The sequence below is a fragment of the Cellulosimicrobium sp. 22598 genome (assembly GCF_052044445.1).
Classification (GTDB): Bacteria; Actinomycetota; Actinomycetes; order Actinomycetales; family Cellulomonadaceae; genus Cellulosimicrobium; species Cellulosimicrobium cellulans_G.
Window position 1 is genome coordinate 116,078 of record NZ_JBQEMZ010000004.1, and the last position, 18,920, is coordinate 134,997.

The following is an 18,920-nucleotide window of genomic DNA, read 5'->3' on the forward strand; positions in this document are numbered from 1 at the left end:
TGGGGGCGTGGTCGGGTCAGGCGACGCCCAGGTAGGCCTCCTTGATGCTGGAGTCGGCCAGCAGCTCCTTGCCGCCCCCGGCGCGCACCACCTCGCCCGTCTCGAGCACGTAGGCGCGGTCGGAGCGCGAGAGCGCCTGCTGCGCGTTCTGCTCGACGAGCAGGACCGTCGTCCCCTGGGCGTTGATCTCCGAGACGATGCGGAAGATCTGCTGGATGACCATGGGCGCGAGGCCCATCGACGGCTCGTCGAGCAGCAGGAGCCGTGGGCGGGCCATGAGCGCGCGCCCGATCGCGAGCATCTGCTGCTCGCCGCCGGACATCGTGCCGCCCACCTGCTCCTTGCGCTCGGCGAGGCGCGGGAAGAGGTCGAACACCCGGTCGACGGTCTCGTCGTGCTCGGCCTTCGACGCGAACGTCCGCGCGTACGAGCCCATCTCCAGGTTCTCGATGACGGTCATGCCGGGGAAGATCCCGCGGCCCTCGGGCGCCTGCACGATGCCTTCCAGCACCCGCAGGTGGGCCTTCATCCTGGTGATGTCCTTGCCGTCGAAGAGGACCTTGCCCCGCGAGACCGGGCGTATGCCCGAGATCGCGCGCATCGTCGTCGTCTTCCCGGCGCCGTTCGCCCCGATGAGGGTGACGAGCTCGCCCTCCTCGACGGTGATCGAGATGCCCCGCACCGCCTCGATGCGCCCGTAGGCGACCGTCATGTCCTGCAGCTCAAGCAGTGGCATCGCCGCTGCCTCCTTCGGTCGTCGGCCCGGCGGCACGGTCCGGGCCCGTGCCCCCCTCGTCAGCGGTCAGCTCGGAGTCCGGCACGCCCAGGTACGCCGCGATGACCTTGGGGTCGCTCGTGACCTCGTCGGGCGTGCCGTCCGCGATGACGCGCCCGAACTCGAGCACGACGATCCGGTCCGTCACCCCGCGGACGAGGCGCATGTCGTGCTCGATGAGCAGGACCGTGTAGCCGTCGTCGCGGATGTGGCGGATGAGGTCCATGAGGGACTCCTTCTCCGCCGGGTTGAAGCCCGCCGCGGGCTCGTCGAGGCACAAGAGCTTCGGCTCGGTCGCCAGGGCGCGCGCGATCTCCAGACGGCGCTGGTCGCCGTAGGAGAGGTTGCGCGCCTTCTCCGTCGCCCGTCCGCCCACGCCCACGAACTCGAGCAGCGCGAGCGCCCGGTCGATCGCGTCCCGCTCCTCGCGCCGGTGGCGCGGGGTGCGGAACAGCGCGCCCGGGACCGAGGTGCGGTGCCGCGCGTCCGACCCGACGACGACGTTCTCGAGCGCCGTCATCTCGTTGAAGAGACGGATGTTCTGGAACGTGCGGGCGATGCCGCGCTGCGTGATCCGGTAGCGCTTGAGCTTGCCGACCGGGGAGCCGTCGAACACGACCTGCCCCTGCGTGGGCCGGTAGACGCCGGTCATCGCGTTGAACGCCGTCGTCTTGCCCGCGCCGTTCGGCCCGATGAGGCCCAGGATCTCGCCGCGCCGGATGTCGAACGTCACGTCGTTCAGCGCGACGAGGCCGCCGAACTGCACGGTGACGTTCTGCATCTGCAGCAGCGGCTCGCCGACCTTCGCGTGGACCGTGCGGTCCGGCGCGACCATCGCGTCGACGAGGTCGGGGTTCGCGAGCTCGGGCCGCACCTCGGCGACGTCGACGATCGCGGGCTCCTCCAGGACGGCGCCCGGCATGTAGAGGTCGGCGCGCGAGGAGTCGGCGCGGCCCGACGACGCGAGGTGCTCGTCGCCGTGCTCGCCGCCCGCACCGATACCGCCGGGGTCGTGGGTGCTCATCGGGTCTCCTCCCCGTCCGTCGTGCTCTCTCCCGTGCCGGTCCCGCCCGTCGTCGGGCGCGAACCGCCCGACGCCGTGGCGACGGCCGGGGAGCCCGGCCGCGCACTGTCGTCGGACCCCGACCGCGTGGCGGCCTGCGCCGTGCGGCGCGCCGCCACGTAGAGCTCGCGCCCGTAGGCGAGCAGCTTCTGCCGGACGGGGATCAGGCCCTGTGGACGGAAGATCATGAGCACGACCAGCGCGATCCCGAAGAACAGGTAGCGGTAGCTCGCGATCTCGTTGCCGTTGATCGGGATGCCGAAGAGCTCGGTCCGGCCGAGGAAGAAGTTCGGCAGGTACACGATGATGAACGCGCCGAGGATCACCCCGAGCTTGTTGCCCTGCCCGCCGAGCACGACCGCGCAGAGGAAGAGCACGGAGTTGATGACGTTGAAGTTCGTCGGGATGACGAACTGCACCTGGCCCGCGTAGAGCGCGCCCGCGACGCCGCCGATCGACGCGCCGATGACGAACGCCCACAGCTTGAAGCGGAAGGTCGGGACGCCCATGATCTCCGCCGCGTCCTCGTCCTCGCGGATCGCGACCCAGGCGCGCCCGACGCGCGAGCGCTCCAGGTTCCCCACGAGGAGGAGCGAGATGACGATGAACACGAGGCTGAGCCAGTACCACCACACGCCCGAGTTGAGCGTGCCCGCGGCGTTGCCCGCGGAGAAGACGCCGTTGGGCAGCTCCTCCGTGACCCCGACGCGCGGGTAGGCCACGCCGCGCAGGCCCTGGCCGCCGCCCGTGAGCTCGTCGAGGTTGTCCGCGAGGAGGCGGACGATCTCGCCGAACCCGAGCGTGACGATGGCGAGATAGTCGCCGCGCAGGCGCAGCGTGGGCGAGCCGAGGATCAGGCCGGACAACGACGTGATCGCGACGGCGACCGGCAGGGCGGCGAGCCACGCCCAGTCGCTCGACAGCCACTCGTCGGTCTGGTTCCACGGGCTGTCCGGGCTCGTGAGGATCGCGACCGTGTACGCGCCGATGGCGTAGAAGCCGACGTACCCGAGGTCGAGCAGGCCGGCCTGGCCCACCACGACGTTGAGGCCGATGGCGATGAGGGCGATCATGCCGAACTGCGCCATCACGCCGCCGAAGTTGGTGCCCACCGTGGTGAGCACCGGGATGTTGAGGACCGGCACGAGCGCCATGAAGATCAGGAACGGCACGCCGATCAGCCACTGGGTGGGCCGCGCCTGGGCGTCCCACCACAGCCGGAACCGGTCGCCGACGCCGCCGTGCGGGCGGTCCTTGGTCGCGACCCGGCCCACGGGAGGCATGGACGTGGGGCGGCCCTCGGGCGCCTGGGGTGCGGGAGTCGAGGTGCTCATGCGCGGGCCCTCCCCAGCGACTCGCCGAGGATGCCCGTCGGGCGGAACATGAGGACGACGATGAGGAGCACGAACGCGACGACGTCGCGCCACTCCGTCCCGAACACGACCTGCCCGTAGTTCTCCATGACGCCGAGCAGCAGACCGCCGAGCAGCGCGCCGCGCAGGTTGCCGATCCCGCCGAGCACCGCGGCGCAGAACGCCTTGATGCCGAGGATGAAGCCGCCGGAGTAGATGATCCCGTTCGGCACGCGCAGCGTGTACAGGAGCGCCGCCGCACCGGCCAGGATGCCGCCGATGAGGAACGTCAGCATGATGACGCGCTCGCGCGAGACGCCCATGAGGGTGGCGGTCACCGGGTCCTGGGCGACGGCGCGGATGCCGCGCCCGAACTTGGTCCGGTTGATGAACATGTCCGTCGCGAGCGCGAGGACGAGCGCCGACAGGATGATGACGAGCGTGATGTTCGTGACCGGCGCGCCGCCGATCGTGAACTGCACCTCGGGCTGCACGAGCCGGATCGGCTGCTGCGCGTTGACGCCGCCCAGCGTGCCGCCCGTGAGCTTCGGCAGCACGAAGTGCACGAACTCCTGGATGATGAACGACATCCCGATCGCGGTGATGAGGAACACGAGCGCCGGCGCGCCGCGTCGGCGCAGCGGCCGGTACGCCACGCGTTCCAGCCCGACGGCGGCGCCGCCCGCGACGAGCATCCCGCCGAGCATCGCGATGCCGAGGTAGAGGACGGTGAGGGCGATGCCCTTGTCGTACGCGTTCCCGCTCGGGGCGAAGCCGAGGAGCATGAGGGTCGCGTACTGCCCGAACATGCCGAGCATGAAGACCTCGGAGTGGGCGAAGTTGATGAGCCGCAGCACGCCGTAGACGAGCGTGTAGCCGACGGCCACGAGCGCGTAGATGGCGCCGTACGTGAGGCCCTCGATGGTGAGGCCCCAGAAGTTCCGGGCGAGGCCCGCGATGTTGAAGTCGATGAGGGACTGGTGGACGAGGGGACCGGCGGTCGCGCTGTGCATCAGCGCGTCAGCAAGAGCGGGCATGACGCTCCCTGATTCTTTCTCTGGTGTACGAGGTCGTGGTCCACGACGGGCGCCCCGCCCGGCGTCCCCCGCGCGGTGCGGGGGCGCCGGGGCAGGGCGCCCGTCGTCGTCGGACTACTGGACCTCGTAGATCCAGATGAGCGCGGAGGCGAGCTCGCCCGTGTCGTCCCACTCGTAGGTGCGGGCCAGGCCCTCACCGGAGTAGTTCGCCACGTAGTCGATCAGGCCGGCGCGGTCCGTCACCCCGGACGCGATGCCCGTGAGCATGATCGTCGCGAGGTCGTAGCCCTCGACCGAGTACACGCCCGGCGCCTGGCCGTTCGTCTCCTCGTACGTCGCCGCGAAGTCCTCCGGGGCGGGGCCGCACGGGCAGGAGAGGATCGCGCCCTTCGAGGACGCGCCCGCCTGCGAGACGAACTGCGGGTCGTTCGTGCCGTCCGCCGAGACGAACGGGATCTCGACGCCGCCGTCGCGCAGCTGCTGCACGAACGGCGCCGCCTCCGCGTAGTAGCCGGCGTAGAAGACCGCGTCGGCGTCCGCGCCCGAGATGATCTGGACGGCCGCGGAGAAGTCCTTGTCGCCCGTCTTGACCTCGGCGGCGCAGTCCTCGTTCGCGGCGTCGCCCAGGCCCTCGGTGATCTGCTGGGCGAGACCGATGCCGTAGTCCGAGTTGTCGGAGACGACGCAGACGCTGCCGAACTCCTTCGTGTTGACGAGGTACTTGGCGACCGACGGCCCCTGGACGGCGTCGTTGGCGAGGCCGCGGAAGAAGTTCGTCCAGCCGTTCGCCGTCAGGTCAGGGTTCGTGGCCGACGCCGTGAGCGAGAGCAGGCCCGCCTGGTTGAAGACGTCGCCCGTCGCGGCGGTCTCGCCCGAGAACGCCGGGCCGAGCAGGCCGAGCACGGAGGTGTCGCCGACGATCTGCGGCGCGACCTGGGTGGCCTTCTGCGGGTCGCCCTCGGTGTCGAACTCCTTGATGGTCACCTGGCACCCGGGGTTCGCCGCGTTGAACGCGTCCACCGCGACCTTCGCCCCGTACAGGATGTTGAGGCCGAGCGCGGCGTTCGGACCCGTGAGGGCGCCCGCCATCGCGATCGACGTGCCCTCGGCGCACTCGGCGCTGCCGTCGCCGGCCGGGTCGGCCGGGTTGCCGGCCGCGGTCGCCTCGACCTCGGCGCCGTCGATGTCGATCTGGACCGACGGGACGATGCTCAGGTCGGCCGAGCCACCGTCGTCGGTCTCGGTCGACGTCCCGGTCGTCTCGTCGTCTCCGCCGCCCTGGGACTGGGGACCGCAGGCGGTGAGGACGAGAGTGGCCGCGAGGAGCAGAGCAGCACCCCCGCTCGCCCGTCGTGCTGTGCGATGCATGCCAACCTCCGTGGTCCTGATCCCCGCGGAGGGCGGCCACGCCGCTTCTCTCCGCGGTCGATCGCTGAATTCAACACTGAATTGCGTGCTGAATAGTGACACAGGTCACCCGGGGACGAAACCGGCCCGCGGACGTGTCGCCCGGAGCCCTCCGCGGCATCTCGGAGGGCTCCGGACCCACGAATCCGCGGGAGGTGGCGCCTCCGCGTTCCTGGGTGACGCGAACGTAGGCGGATCGGATTTCGTGGGACGCAGGGAGTTGTTACCGACTCGTAACGTAAGGGTCTCGTTTCGTTCCGTGGACGGTACGGATGTGCCGTTTTCGGCGTCCCTCTACGGTGGAGCGATGACCCTCGCGTCGCGCCTCCTGCACACCCGCTGGTTCGTCCGGGCCCCGATCGTTCTCTTCCGCTCCGGCCTCGGCTTCCTCGCCGGTGGACGGCTCCTGCTGCTCGGGCACCGCGGCCGGTCCACGGGCGAGGCCCGGTACGTCGTCCTCGAGGTCACCGACCGGCCGGCGCCGGGGTCGTGGGTCGTCGTCGCCGGGCTGGGGCCGCGTTCGCAGTGGTACCGCAACGTCGTCGCGGACCCGCGCGTGCTCGTGTGGGTGGGGCGACGGCGGCACGTGCGGAGCACCGCCCGCACCCTCCCGCCCGACGACGGCGCCCGCCTCCTGCGCGCGTACGCCGCCCGGTACGCGCGGGGCTGGGCGGTGCTGGAGCCGGTGCTCCTCGAGTGGGCCGAACCGCTCGCCGCCGAGCGCGGGGAGGCGGACTGGCGGCGGGTCGTGCCCGTGGTGGAGCTGACCGCGCTCGGGGTGTGACCTGCGGCGTCGGGACCTCGTGCGGCCGTCGCGACACCCGCGCGACGACCCATGGCCAAGAAGGGGCATACCCTGTACGGTTGACCCCGAGATTGCAGTGCCTCGCTTGTCCTCGCGTCGATGTGACCGCCACCCGGCGGGCGCCCGGCGGACCTTGTTACCCAAGAGTTGACGACGAACACCGTGATGTACTCCCCTGCGCCCGCGGGGGGTGTTTCCACACTCTTGAAGGAGTAACAATGGCTACCGGAACCGTGAAGTGGTTCAACAGCGAGAAGGGCTACGGTTTCATCGCCCCCGAGGACGGCTCGGCCGACGTGTTCGCGCACTACTCCGCGATCCAGTCGCAGGGCTTCCGCACGCTGGAGGAGAACCAGCGCGTCGAGTTCGACGTGACGCAGGGCCCCAAGGGCCCGCAGGCGGAGAACATCCGCGCGATCTGATCCGATCTCCCCGGTGACGACCCTCACGGGTCGCGCCGACCGATCGTTCACCGAGTGCCCCCGACCCCTCCGGTCGGGGGCACTCGTGCGTCCGGGCCCGGCCGTCCGTCGGACGAGGTGCCGAACCCGTGGCTGCGGGTCACGCGACGGCCGACATGACGCGTCACCCCGGCTCGGCGGAGAGCGCGCCCCCGCGAACCCGGGGTCGCGGGGTACGGGAGGGCGCGGGTGGCGCCCGTCCCCGGGTTCGGCGGCCGGCGGAACCGTGGGGCGGGGCTCCGCGTTGGTCCGGGAGTGAGCCGCACCGGCCACGACACCGCGCGAGCGCACGGCGCCGCGCCATCCCACCCGGAGGACGACCCATGGGATTCCTGGACCGGCTCCTCGGCCGCGAGCCGCGCGACCCGCACGGCGCCCCGCAGGCGGGCCCCTACGGCTCGCCGGCGCAGCACCCGACGCAGTACCCGCCCCAGTACTCCGGCCAGCCTGCGTACGGGAGCGCCCCGCAGGACGCGCGCCCCGGGGCGGCCGCGCCCCGCACCCCCGACCAGGTCGCCATCGACCGCTACCGGTACCTGCTGCGCACCGCGCCGCCGGACCAGGTCGAGCAGGCCCACGCCGAGGCGTTCGCGCGTCTGACGCCCGAGCAGCGGCGGCAGGTCCTCGCCGAGCTCGGTGAGCAGGTGCCGGCGTCGGAGCGCGCGACGTCCGACGCGCCGCAGGACCTCGCCCGGATGGCGACGCGCGCCGAGATGCGCCAGCCCGGCACCCTGGAGCGCACGTTCGCGGGCCGTGGCCAGGGCGCACCCGGCTTCGGCGCCATGGTCGGCTCGAGCCTGCTCGGCACGATCGCGGGCGTCGTCATCGGCTCGGCGGTCGCGAACGCCCTCTTCGGGCCCGCGTTCGCCGACCCGACGCAGCCCGTCGCGGAGGACGCGGCGGCCGAGCAGGGCGCCGAGGACCCCGGCGCGGCCGAGGGCGGCGCCGGCGGAGCCGTCGAGGCCTCGGGCGGGGACCCTGCGGGCGGCGGGCTCGACGACGGCGGAGGTGACGTCGGCGGCGACTTCGGCGGCGGCTTCGACGACTTCGGCGGCTTCGGGGAGTTCTGACCGACCCGCGCCGCAGGCTCCGCCCCGTGACACCGGGTCCGGGACCCCGCGATGCCGGGGCCGGAACCCCCGCGATGCCGGGGCCGGACCCGTGTCGGCACCGCCGTCGGCCACCCCGGTGCGCGGGGCAGGTCGACGGCGGGTCAGCCCAGAGGCGCGGAGCCGGTCAGCCCCAGGAACGCGCCGAGCTCTTCCACGCCCCGCGGTGAGTGCGGCAGCGCGTCGGTGAGCCCGGGCGACCGCACGACGACGGCGCGCCACTGCGCCCGCGAGACCGCGACGTTGACGCGGTGCCGCGACAGCAGGAACCCGAGGCCGCGCGAGGCGTCGCGGCCCGAGGACGCCGCGAGCGTCACGACGACGACCGGCGCCTCCTTGCCCTGGAACCGGTCGACCGTGCCCACCTGGACGTCCGGGTACCCCGCCGCCTCCAGCGCGCCCCGCACGGCCCACACCTGCGCGTTGTAGGCCGCGACGACCAGGACGTCCCCCTGCCCGAGCGGGCGTCGCTCCTCGACCCCGTCGACCGTCGTCGTCCACGTCCGCCCGAGGACCCGCTCCACCTGCCGGACGACCTCGGCCGCCTCCTCGGGCGAGCGCACCGAGTTCCCCGCGTGCTCCACGAGCACCTGCTCGATCCCGGGCGGGACGCCGTCGAGGTCGCGGGCCGCGGTGCACGGGTGCGCGTGGAGACGGTCCTCGTACGCGAGGGTCGAGACGGCCTGCGCGAGGCGCGGGTGCATGCGCCAGGTCGTCGGCAGGAAGTAGCCGCGCCCCGGGGGCAGCACGCCGTGGCCGTCGGCCAGCCAGCCGAGCGCGGACCGGTCGACGGGCTCGGGGTGCCGGCCCTGGCTCACCTGCGGGAGCTGCTGCGGGTCGCCCAGGAGGAGGAGCCGACGCGCGGCGCGCGCCACCGCGACCGTGGTCGCGAGCGAGAGCTGACCGGCCTCGTCGACGACGAGCAGGTCGAGCGTGCCGGCGGGGAGCCGGTCCGCCGCGAAGTCCCAGGCGGTCCCGCCGACGACGCGCGCTCCCGGCTGCGTCGCGAACGCCGCGAGGTGGGCGCCGTCGAGCTCGTCGTACACGGCGCGCGTCGACGGCCCGTCCGCCGCGATCTTCTTCGCGACGACCTCGCGCGGGACGCCCGCCCCGAGCACGACCGCCCGCAGCATGTTCTCGACGACGGCGTGCGACTGTGCGACGACGCCGACCCGCCAGCCTCGCGCGACGAGCCGTGCGACGACGCGCGACCCGACGTAGGTCTTGCCCGTCCCGGGCGGGCCCTGGACCGCGAGGTACGAGTCGTCGAGCCGTTCGACGGCGGCCGTGACCGCCGCGACGACGTCGCCGTCCACGACCGGCGGGAGCCCGGGCGCGACCACACCGTCCGCATCCTCCGGGAGGCGCGCGCCGTCGCTGCCCTCCGGAGCACGAAGACCGTCCACGGGTGCGGCGGGCGCCGGCACGAGCCGTGGACGTCGCCGCAGGAGCACGTCGGTCGCGGCGTCGAGCGGGAGCGTCCCCGTCGTCCGCCACGTCCGGAGCGCCGTGCGGGCGGCGGCCTCCGCCGCCGCCTCGAGCGGCTTCGCGCTCGGGCCGGGCGACGGGGTGAGCGCGACGGGGGTCGCGTCGAACGGCTCGGCACCTGTCGGGAACTGCTCGCGCACGACCAGCACGTCCCGGTCGCCCGCAGGAGTCGCCCGACGCCCGGCGTCCACGACCGACGCCCCCGTGAGCCAGCCGCGCACGCCGTCGACGGCGGTCTTGGCGCACGGCGGCAGCGGTGGGTCGTAGAGCACGTACGGCGCCACCCCGACGCGCAGGTCGCTCCCCTCGGGGAGACGACCCACGAGCGCCAGGCGCCGCGACCACGTCCGGCGCCCCGGCTCGACCTCCCAGCCCGAGACGACCTCCGCCTCCTCGACGAGGAACGCGTTGCGCCTCCCCAGCCACTCGTCCACCGGGAGCGAGAGCCGGGAGTAGTGCTCGTGCCAGAACGGCTTCGCCTCGCGCCGGAAGTACCCTGCCGCCGCGCCGTACAGCGCGAGCGCCCGCTCGTCGGCGCCCCGCCGGGCCCGGTCCTCCCCCACGACCTCCCGGATCTCCTCCTCCAGCACCACCGCGGACGCCCGCTCCCGCGGCTCGACGTCCGCCAGATCCCCACCCCGCCTGTCGGGCGCGATCTCGCCCCCGGGAGAGGTGACGGACAGGGCGGGGTCGGGGGAGACGCGCGCCGTCGTGGCGGGCCTGGCGGGAGCATCCGAGGGACGAGGATGCGGATGGTAGACGGCGCGCGTCTCCCCCGACCCCGAACCCGAGGCAACCACCTCGGAGGTGAGAACGGCGTGCCGCAACCAGTCCGCCAGGCGCAGCGTCGACACGCAGTCGTACCGGTTGTAGTCCGCGATCCCGCGGAGCAGCTCGTCCGCCTCGTCGTCGCGGCCGGCCTCACGCAGGGCGGTGTACTCCGCGTACGCGACGACCGACGCCGCGGCGGTGGTCACGTCGCCGGTGCGCAGCTCGTCGCCCATGTAGAGCGGCTCGAGCTTCTTGATCGACCGGGACTTGTCGGAGACGCGCAGCGCCTGGCGCACGACGGCGTACAGGTCGACGAGGACGCCGTCGCGCAGGAGGTCGTCGACCTCCTCCTCGTACACGCCGTGCCGCGCGGCGATGGCGAGCAGGTGCGCGCGCTCGTAGTCGGCGTAGTGGTAGACGTGCAGGTCCGGGTACGTGCGGCGGCGCGCGTTGACGTGGTCGACGAACGCGACGAGGGCGTCGCGCTCCGCCGCGAGGTCGTGCGCCCAGAGCGCGTGGAAGGCCGGCCGGTCCTCGGGCGCGGCCGGGCGCTCGACCCAGCCGAACAGGTAGTCGAGGCCCCAGCTCGTGCCGCCCTCGTCCGTCCACAGCGGGTCGCCCTCGAAGTCGAAGAAGACGTCGCCGGGGCTCGGCGCGGGCAGCGCCAGCACGGGCGCCGGGTCGTCGATGCGCCACGAGAGCTCGTGCGGCCCCGACGCGTCGGCCCACACGACGGTGCCGTCGGACGGCCCCGTGCCGAGCTGGAGGGCGGCCTGGCGCCGCACCGTCGCGAACGTGGACCGGCTCATGCCCTCGGGGACCGGCGTCTCGTCGGTCGCGGCGGCGAGCTCGTCGATCGTGCGGATCCCCGCCGCGTGCAGCCGTGCGCGCTGCGACTCGTACACCCCGCCCACGAGCAGCACGTCGCGGTGCGACTCGATCTGCGCCCGGCAGTCGGCGCAGCGCCCGCACGCCCGGACGGCAGGGTCGTCCCAGGGCGCGCGGCCGTCGCGCGCGACGTGCTCGGCGGTGAGCCGGACGAGACGGTCCCGGCGGTCCCGGAACACGGGCAGGAGGTCGGCGAGGCGGTGCGACGTGCGCTCGCGCGTGCCGAGCACGAGCGAGACGTCGGGGTCGACGGGCACGCCCGCGGCCTGGAGCTGGTCGCCGTACGCGGCGAGCTGGAGGAGCGCGGGGACCTTGGCGCGCCGCGCGAGCTTGGTGTCGACGACGGCGTAGCGGGCCGCCCCCGCGTCGTCGGTGCCGGTCCGGACGAGGAAGTCGGCGCGCCCGTGGAAGGAGCCGTCGAAGAACGTCGCCTGGTGCACGACGTCGGCGCCGGCCTCGAGCGCGGCGAGCGTGCGCGCCTGCGCGGCCACGAGCTCGTCCCAGGAGACCCCGCGCGGCGGCTCGATGCGCACCACGCCGCGTCCCGTCGTCGGGTCGAACGCTCCGTGCTCGGCCTCGTAGCGCGCGAGGACCTCGTGCTCGTGCCGCGCCCCGAGCGCCGCCGTGCGCGCGAGCATCGCGTCCTCCGCGCCGTCGGGTCGCGGGGCACGGCCGAGCTGCTCGTCGAGCCGGCACAGGAGCCGGTACTCGCAGTCGGCGGCGACGACGAGGTCGCTCGCCGAGTGCACGAGGACGCGATCGCGCGCGGGCGCGCCGCTCGTGGCGGTCCGGCCGGGGTCGACCGCGACGGTCCGCAGCGCCGGCTCGTCGACGAGGAACACGCACACCTCCGGGTCGGGGGACGATCGCCGCCGGGGCGGGGGCTGGGCCGCCTCGCCGGTCTGCGTCCGTTCTACCAGCGGCCACCCACGTCGCGACGCGGCGGTCCCCGCCGCACGCCCGAGGCGCCCCCGGGGCGCCGCGACCTCTGCTCCGGTCCGCGACCGGTCCGTGGCCCGTGCGGGCGCGCCCCTCCCGGCCCACGGTCGGTGCGATTCGTGCCCGGGGCCACGACTCCCCTACTGTTCCCGTCGAAGCCGGAGCCCCGTCGAGACCCCGCGTCCCCGTCGACCGTGCACCGGACGCTACCGAAGGAGGACCCCATGGCCGTGCGGTTCGTGCCGCCCCCGGGGTGGCCCGTCCCCGAGGGTTTCACCCCCACGACCGACTGGCACCCGGACCCGTCCTGGCCGGCCCCGCCCCCGGGCTGGGTGTTCTGGGAGGACGCCACGACCTCGGGGTCCCCGGTCCCCGTGCCCCTCCCGGACGCGCCGGTCCTCCGCCAGACCGAGCCCCTGCCCGCGGGCGCGTCGCACCCTGCACCCGTGCCCTCGGGGGGTGGGACGCCGACGCGCCGGTCGCTGCGCGAGCGCTCGCCCGGCGCGACGCCGACGGTCGGCACGACCGGGGCGGTCGGCGCGCGCCCCGCGGACCCCGGGGCCGACGCGACGCGCGTGGCGACGCTCGACCCGGTCGGGGCGACCGCCGTCGACGACCACCCGGTCGTCGGCTCGACGATGATCCTCCCCGCGCTCGGCGCGCTGCTCGACGACCCGGCCGCCCGCCCGACGACCACCGGCGCACCGACGGTCTCGGCCGGGGCCGCGCGCTCCGGCGTCGTCCCCGTCGGCCCGACCCCCACCGGCCCCGCCGCACCACCCGTGCGCACGACGGCGAACCCGGCACCGCGGGCCACCACGGGCGTCGGTCCGCTCGCGCTCCCCGGCGCCGACGACGACGAGGACGCCGCCCCCGACCGCGGCCGCCGGTGGCTCGTGCCGACCGCCGTCGGGCTCGCGGGCGTCGCCCTCGGCCTGCTCGTCGGCATCGGCCTGACGCTCTCCGCGCAGGGCGAGGCGCAGCGCGAGAAGGCCGAGGCGCAGCGCGTCCAGAGCGAGGTCGCGGCCGAGCGCGAGCAGCTCGAGTCGGAGCGGGCCGACCTGGAGGCGCAGCGCGCCGAGCTCGACGCGGCGACGACCCAGCTCACGGAGCGCGAGGAGGCCGTCGCGAAGGCGGAGGAGGACGCGACGAAGCGGTCGCAGGAGCTCGACGACCGGCAGAAGCAGCAGGACGAGCGTGACGAGCAGCAGGACCCGCCCGGCAACGGCAACGGGAACGGGAACGGGAACGGGAACAACGGCAACGGCGACGACGGCGGGTGGGACTGGGGCGACTGGGGCTGGTGAGAGCGCGGTGGCCCCCGCCAGCCCGGGGCTCACTTCTCCGGGTCGGGGTGCTCGGCGAGGCGCGCGTAGCGGCTGAGGATGCGCGGCCACCCGGTGAAGCGCGACCGCACCCGCTCGCTGCCGGGCGCCCAGCCGCCGTGCTCGAACCGCACGGCGGTCCCGTTCGCGCTCGGCCGCAGGTCGAGCCGGACGAGCGACGCCCGGCCGGGCGGCTGGCCCGGGGTGAACGTGTGCGCGAGGCGGTCCGCCCGTTCCCAGAGCGTGACGCGCCCCCACACCTGCTCGTCGGCGCCGTGGGACGCGACCACGCGACCGCCGACGACGGGCTCGACGACGAGCCCGGAGAACGTCCCGGCGTCGTCGGTGAACCCGGGCGGCCACCACTCCGCGATCCGGTCGGCGTACGTGTCGAACGCGACCTCGACGGGGCACGCGAGGCGGAGCTCGTGGACGATCGGAGCGAGGCTCATGCGGTCCTCCCGGGGACGACCCGGACGCGGCGACGGGCTCGCGTCAGGAGCATTGAACTGCGCCGCCCCACGTCCCGCCACCGGTGGCCCACGGTGGCCGGTCCTCCACGAAGGTCTCCACGAACGCCTCACGGACACGTCACCGCTTCCGGTCGCGGAACGCACGAGGTTCACCGAAGGTGGGAGGCGTGCTGACGCGATCTCCCTCCCACACCCTCGCCCACGCCCAGGACAGCGAGACCCCGATCTACGACGCGCTCGTGGTCGAGCACGAGAACATGCTGCCGCTCGTGCACCTGGGCCGAGCGCTCAGCGGGGAGATGGTCACCGTCGCGCGCCCCACCGGCCTCTCCCCCCGGCTCCTCGCGTCGCACGACGCCCCCGCGCTCCCGCGCCGCCGTCGCGCGGGCTGAGCCGAGCACGCGAGATCGACCCCCACGTCACCACGTCGACCCACCGAGGGTCGATCTCGGGCGCTCGGGCCGATCTCGCGGCAGCGGTCGGCACCCCTCGGGCGAACGGCCCCTACAGGACGTGCGCGAGGAAGGACCGCGTGCGCTCGTGCTGCGGGTCGCCGAGCACCTGCTCGGGCGTCCCCTGCTCGACGATGACGCCCTCGTCCATGAAGACGACGGTGTCCGCGACCTCGCGCGCGAACCCGATCTCGTGCGTCACGACCATCATCGTCATGCCGGACCGCGCGAGGTCGCGCATGACGGCGAGCACCTCGCCGACGAGCTCGGGGTCGAGCGCCGACGTCGGCTCGTCGAACAGCATGAGCTCGGGCTCCATCGCGAGCGCCCGCGCGATCGCCACGCGCTGCTGCTGGCCGCCGGAGAGCTGCGCCGGGTAGTGGTCGGCGCGGTCGGCGAGACCGACCCGCGCCAGGAGCTCGGTCGCCTGCGCGCGCGCCGCCGACCTCGCGAGCCCGTGCACCTGCACCGGCGCCTCCGCGACGTTCTCGAGCGCCGTCATGTGCGGGAACAGGTTGAACCGCTGGAACACCATGCCGATCCGCGAGCGCTGGCGCGCCACGACCTTGGGGTGCAGACGGTGCAGGCGGGTGCGCCCGTCCTTGGTGACCTCGCGGTAGCCCATGAGCTCGCCGTCGACGCGGACGCGCCCGCCCGTGATCTCCTCGAGCTCGTTGACGCAGCGCAGGAGCGTCGACTTGCCCGAGCCCGACGGTCCCAGGACGACGCACACCGAGCCGCGCGGGACCTCGAGGTCCACGCCCCGGAGCACGTGCAGGTCGCCGAACATCTTGTGCAGGCCCTCGACCTGCACCATCGGCGTGCTCGCGCCGGCCTGCGCCCGGTCGGCCGTGCGGCCGGCCGCCGAGGATGCCGCGTCGTGCGTCCCGCTCACGGGGTCACCTCCAGGAAGGGGTCGTCCTTGGTCGTGCCGGACGCGGCGATGAGGTCCTGCTTGCTGGGCTTCCGGCGTCCGCCGCCCGTGCCTCCCGGCCCGCGCCCGCGGCGTCGGGCCGTCGTCTGCGTGCCGAACCCGCGGCCGTAGTACCGCTCGATGTAGTGCTGGCCGACCATGAGGACGCTCGTGATGAGCAGGTACCAGATCGCCGCGACCATGAGCAGCGGGATCGGCAGGAAGAGCCGGTTGCCGATGGCGTTGGTGGAGTACTGCAGGTCGAGCGTGAACGGCACGGCGAGCACGAGCGACGTCGTCTTGAGCAGGGAGATCGTCTCGTTGCCCGTCGGGGGCACGATGACGCGCATCGCCTGCGGCAGCACGATGCGCCGGAGGATCTTGCCGTCCTTCATGCCGAGCGCCTTGGCGGCCTCGGTCTGGCCCGGGTCGACGGACCCGAGGCCTGCGCGCACGATCTCGGCGAGGTACGCGGCCTCGTTGAGCGAGAGCCCGATGAGCGCGCACACGAACGCCGTGAACAGGTCCGCCGTGCGGAACTCGAAGAACTCGGGACCGAACGGGATGCCGAGGCTCAGGCGCGGGTAGAGCACCGAGACCAGGCCCCAGAACACGAGCTGGGTGTAGATCGGGGTGCCGCGGAAGAACCAGATGTAGCCCCAGCTCACCGACTTCATGACGGGGTTGTCCGACCGTCGCATGATCGCGAGCAGCACGGCGAGCACGATCGCGATCGCCATCGAGCAGAACGTCAGCACGAGCGTCCAGCCCACGCCGCGCACCACCGTCACGTCGCGGAAGTAGAGCCAGACGACGTCCCAGCGGAACTTCTCGTTCGTCAGCAGGGCGTTCGCGGCCATCGCGGCGAGGACCAGCAGCACGACGGCGGAGATCCACCGGCCGGGCCGCGGGACGGGTCGGGCGTGGATGCGGTCGGGGACCGGGTCGTCGCCCGGTGCGCCGGCGGCGTCGCCGCCGGGTGTCCTACCGGTCATGGTGCACCTCGGGGGGTCGGGGCTCGGGGCACGAGCCGGGCCGCGCGGACGACGTCGTCCGCGCAGGCGTCCAGTGTGCCGGTCGCGGGCGCCGCACGGGCGCCCGCGACACGACGGAGGCTGGGTCGGGGTGGCTGGACGGGGGCGTCAGCCGACGGACGGGTTGATCTCCGCGGTCTCGAGCGCGGCGTCGCCGCTGCCCCACGCACCGAGGATCTCGACGAGCTGGCCGCTGTCCATGAGCGACTGCAGCGCCGCCTGGATCGCGGCGGCGAGCTCGGTGTCGTCCTTCGCGACGACGACGCCCTGCGGCGCGCTGTCGAACACGTCGCCGAGCTGCTCGAGCTGGCCGCCGGTCTGCTCGACCGCGTAGCCGATGACCGGCGAGTCCGCGTAGAGGACCTGCGCCTTGCCGCCCGCGACGTTCGTCGTGGCGTCGGACTGCGACTCGTACTGGAGGATGTCGATCTTCTCCTCGCCCGCGTCGGTGCACGCCTGGCTCTGCACGGCGATGTCCTCGTCCTGGATGGTGCCGGTCTGGACGGCGACGGTCAGGCCGCACAGGCTCGCCGGGTCGACGTCGTCCGGGTTGCCCGCCGCGACCGCGTACGCGGAGCCCGCGTTGAGGAAGGAGATCATGTTGGCCTCCTGCATGCGCTCCTCCGTGATCGTGAAGGAGGAGATGCCGGCGTCGTACTTGGTGCCCAGCGCCGGGATGATCGCCGGGAAGTCGGCCGACTGGACGTCGACGTCGAGGCCGAGCGTCGCGCCGACGGCCTTGATGACGTCGATGTCGAACCCGATCGGGGTCGTGCCGTCCGCGTCGATGAACTCGGCGGGCGCGTACTCCGTGTTCGAGGCGACGACGAGCGTCCCCGCGGACGCGACGTCCTCGGGCAGCAGCGCGGCGGCCGCCTCGTCGACCTCGATCGTCGAGGGGTCGAACGACGGCGCGGACGACGTCTCGTCGGATCCTGCGGTGCTGCCGTCCGTCCCGGTCTGGGACGCGTCGGTGCACGCGGTGAGCAGGAGGGCGCTCGTCGCGGTGAGCGCGACGAGGCCGAGGGGGAGCTTGCGCAGGGTCGTACGCATGGTGTTCTCCGATCGGGTGGGGGCCGGGCAGGGGCAGCGTAGACACCGATCGTCTCCGTCGTGTTACGTCGGCACCCGGCCCGGTGGACCGAGGAACGTACGGGGAACAGAGGACCCGGCGGTGCGCAGCACCTGCGCACGAGTGTGAGGCCGCACCGCTCCACTCACCAAACCGGCGGGGACATCGACGCCGAACCGTGACGAACCACCCTGCCCGAGCGGTCAGCCCGCCAGGAGACGCTCGACGTAGCCGCCGAGGAAGCGACCGTCGGGGTCGTACCGCTGCACGAGCTCGCCGAAGTCGTCGAAGCGGGGGTAGAGCGTCGCGACCGAGCCCGGGTCGTGGACGAGCGCGTGCGAGAGCTTGCCCCAGTGCGGGCGCGCGCCCAGCGGGAGGAGCGCGGCCTCGACGTCGGGCAGGACGCGCGCGACGTCGTCGGGCAGGGGCTTCCACGTGAGGTGGACGCCGACCGCCGGGGCGTCGAACGGGCTCAGCCAGAGCGGCTCCGCGTCGGCCGCGACCGTGCGGATCTCCCCCACCTGGAGCAGCGGGGTCACGCGCGGGCCGAGGTCGCGCATCGCGGCGAACGCCTCCTGCGCGCGGGCGCGCGGCACGAGGTACTCCGACTGCAGCTCGGCGCCGTTGCTCGGCGTGAAGTCGAGCCGGAAGTGCGGCAGCCGCTCGTTCCACGGGCCGGGCTCACCGAGCTGGCGCGTGCAGTGCACGGGATCGACGCCGGGGAGGGGGTGCAGCGTCGTCGCGGCGGGCGTCGCCCCGAAGAGCTCCGCACGCGCGGTCCCGGTCTCCCCCGGCGCGAGGCGCGACTTGCGCCAGACCTGCTGCACGCCGTCGGGCCCCCAGTCCGTGAAGAGGCTCACCGAGTACGCCGACGCCGTGAGCTCGTCGTAGTGCGCGGTCACCGCGTCCCACGGCAGCCTGACGTGCACGTCCTGGCGCACGTCGAACGTCGGGACGGTCTCGAGCTCCACCCGGGTCACCACGCCCAGCGCCCCGAGCGCGACGACCGCGCCGGCGAAGTCCGGGTCCCCGCGCCGCAGCGTCCGACGCACGCCGTCGCCCGTCACCAGCTCCAGCCCGACGACGGCGCTCGCGAGCGAGCCGACGCGGTCGCCCGAGCCGTGGGTCGCCGTCGCGACCGAGCCCGCGACGGAGATGTGCGGGAGCGACGCGAGGTTCGCGAGCGCCCGGCCCGCGGCCTGCACCTGCCGGGTCACGTCGCCGTACCGCAGCCCCGCGGCGACCGACGCCACGCCCGTGGCGGGGTCGACCACGACGGGCGGGCGGCCGTCGTCGAACCGGTCGAGCACGACGTGAGTGCCGGTCGTGTCCGCGACGTCACCGAAAGAGTGCCGCGACCCGAGCGCCTTGACGCGCGGCGAGCGCCGCACGACGTCGGCGAGCTCGTCCGGCGTCGCGGGGTGCACGACCTCCGCCGAGGAATAGGTGAGGTTCCCCGCCCAGTTCGCGGGCCGGGCGGGTTCGGGCGTCGCGGTCACGCCCCCACCCTGCCACCCCCTTCCCGCCGAACACGACATGAGCGTCGTTCTGGGGCC

General features: G+C 73.9%; 16 protein-coding genes. 5 read left to right on the top strand and 11 right to left on the bottom strand.

Annotation, left to right across the window (positions count from 1 at the left end):
- Positions 1 to 16: 16 nt before the first annotated feature.
- The 5 genes from ACTJIY_RS06015 to ACTJIY_RS06035 form a co-directional block, all read right to left on the bottom strand.
- Entirely contained in the window at positions 17 to 736 is a 720-nt protein-coding gene (locus ACTJIY_RS06015; protein WP_253054577.1) for an ABC transporter ATP-binding protein, read from the bottom strand.
- Entirely contained in the window at positions 723 to 1,799 is a 1,077-nt protein-coding gene (locus ACTJIY_RS06020; protein WP_253054579.1) for an ABC transporter ATP-binding protein, read from the bottom strand. The genes ACTJIY_RS06015 and ACTJIY_RS06020 overlap by 14 nt, the downstream gene beginning before the upstream one ends.
- The gene (locus tag ACTJIY_RS06025) at positions 1,796 to 3,172 is read right to left on the bottom strand and encodes a branched-chain amino acid ABC transporter permease (RefSeq protein ID WP_440673508.1); all 1,377 of its coding nucleotides are present in this window, start codon (positions 3,170 to 3,172) and stop codon (positions 1,796 to 1,798) included. Before ACTJIY_RS06025 ends, ACTJIY_RS06020 begins: the two co-directional genes overlap by 4 nt.
- Positions 3,169 to 4,227 (bottom strand): branched-chain amino acid ABC transporter permease, encoded by a 1,059-nt coding sequence (locus ACTJIY_RS06030; RefSeq protein ID WP_253054583.1) that lies wholly within the window; start codon positions 4,225 to 4,227, stop codon positions 3,169 to 3,171. Before ACTJIY_RS06030 ends, ACTJIY_RS06025 begins: the two co-directional genes overlap by 4 nt.
- A gap of 114 nt (positions 4,228 to 4,341) precedes the next feature.
- Complete coding sequence (locus ACTJIY_RS06035; protein ID WP_353708135.1) at positions 4,342 to 5,595, bottom strand: branched-chain amino acid ABC transporter substrate-binding protein; 1,254 nt, start codon at positions 5,593 to 5,595, stop codon at positions 4,342 to 4,344.
- 346 nt (positions 5,596 to 5,941) lie between these two features.
- Here ACTJIY_RS06035 and ACTJIY_RS06040 point away from each other — a divergent pair, with 346 nt between their 5' ends.
- The 3 genes from ACTJIY_RS06040 (at position 5,942) to ACTJIY_RS06050 (ending at position 7,970) form a co-directional block, all read left to right on the top strand.
- Complete coding sequence (locus ACTJIY_RS06040; RefSeq protein ID WP_353708134.1) at positions 5,942 to 6,418, top strand: nitroreductase family deazaflavin-dependent oxidoreductase; 477 nt, start codon at positions 5,942 to 5,944, stop codon at positions 6,416 to 6,418.
- 239 nt (positions 6,419 to 6,657) lie between these two features.
- Positions 6,658 to 6,861 (top strand): transcription antiterminator/RNA stability regulator CspE, encoded by a 204-nt coding sequence (cspE, locus tag ACTJIY_RS06045; protein WP_047231069.1) that lies wholly within the window; start codon positions 6,658 to 6,660, stop codon positions 6,859 to 6,861.
- A 362-nt stretch (positions 6,862 to 7,223) separates the two neighbouring features.
- The gene (locus tag ACTJIY_RS06050; RefSeq protein ID WP_440673507.1) at positions 7,224 to 7,970 is read left to right on the top strand and encodes a hypothetical protein; all 747 of its coding nucleotides are present in this window, start codon (positions 7,224 to 7,226) and stop codon (positions 7,968 to 7,970) included.
- Between the two features lie 143 nt (positions 7,971 to 8,113).
- Here the strand turns inward: ACTJIY_RS06050 and ACTJIY_RS06055 are convergent, their stop codons facing one another.
- Positions 8,114 to 11,998 carry a TM0106 family RecB-like putative nuclease gene (locus tag ACTJIY_RS06055; protein WP_440673506.1) on the bottom strand — a complete coding sequence of 1,295 codons (3,885 nt, stop codon included), beginning with the start codon at positions 11,996 to 11,998 and terminating at the stop codon, positions 8,114 to 8,116.
- Positions 11,999 to 12,319: 321 nt separating this feature from the next.
- Between ACTJIY_RS06055 and ACTJIY_RS06060 the strand changes: the two genes are divergently transcribed.
- Entirely contained in the window at positions 12,320 to 13,402 is a 1,083-nt protein-coding gene (locus tag ACTJIY_RS06060) for a hypothetical protein (RefSeq protein WP_440673505.1), read from the top strand.
- 29 nt (positions 13,403 to 13,431) lie between these two features.
- Here the strand turns inward: ACTJIY_RS06060 and ACTJIY_RS06065 are convergent, their stop codons facing one another.
- Positions 13,432 to 13,872: an SRPBCC domain-containing protein gene (locus ACTJIY_RS06065; RefSeq protein ID WP_253054596.1), complete on the bottom strand. Its 441-nt coding sequence runs from the start codon at positions 13,870 to 13,872 to the stop codon at positions 13,432 to 13,434.
- A 188-nt stretch (positions 13,873 to 14,060) separates the two neighbouring features.
- Here ACTJIY_RS06065 and ACTJIY_RS06070 point away from each other — a divergent pair, with 188 nt between their 5' ends.
- Positions 14,061 to 14,285: a hypothetical protein gene (locus ACTJIY_RS06070; RefSeq protein ID WP_253054598.1), complete on the top strand. Its 225-nt coding sequence runs from the start codon at positions 14,061 to 14,063 to the stop codon at positions 14,283 to 14,285.
- 112 nt (positions 14,286 to 14,397) lie between these two features.
- Here ACTJIY_RS06070 and ACTJIY_RS06075 read toward each other — a convergent pair whose 3' ends face one another.
- The 4 genes from ACTJIY_RS06075 to ACTJIY_RS06090 form a co-directional block, all read right to left on the bottom strand.
- The gene (locus ACTJIY_RS06075; protein WP_253054946.1) at positions 14,398 to 15,162 is read right to left on the bottom strand and encodes an amino acid ABC transporter ATP-binding protein; all 765 of its coding nucleotides are present in this window, start codon (positions 15,160 to 15,162) and stop codon (positions 14,398 to 14,400) included.
- Positions 15,163 to 15,236: 74 nt separating this feature from the next.
- Positions 15,237 to 16,253, bottom strand: a complete 1,017-nt coding sequence (locus ACTJIY_RS06080) for an amino acid ABC transporter permease (RefSeq protein WP_440673504.1) — start codon at positions 16,251 to 16,253, stop codon at positions 15,237 to 15,239.
- Between the two features lie 147 nt (positions 16,254 to 16,400).
- Positions 16,401 to 17,345, bottom strand: a complete 945-nt coding sequence (locus tag ACTJIY_RS06085; RefSeq protein WP_353706759.1) for an ABC transporter substrate-binding protein — start codon at positions 17,343 to 17,345, stop codon at positions 16,401 to 16,403.
- A gap of 222 nt (positions 17,346 to 17,567) precedes the next feature.
- Entirely contained in the window at positions 17,568 to 18,863 is a 1,296-nt protein-coding gene (locus ACTJIY_RS06090; protein WP_440673503.1) for an FAD-binding protein, read from the bottom strand.
- Positions 18,864 to 18,920: the final 57 nt, after the last annotated feature.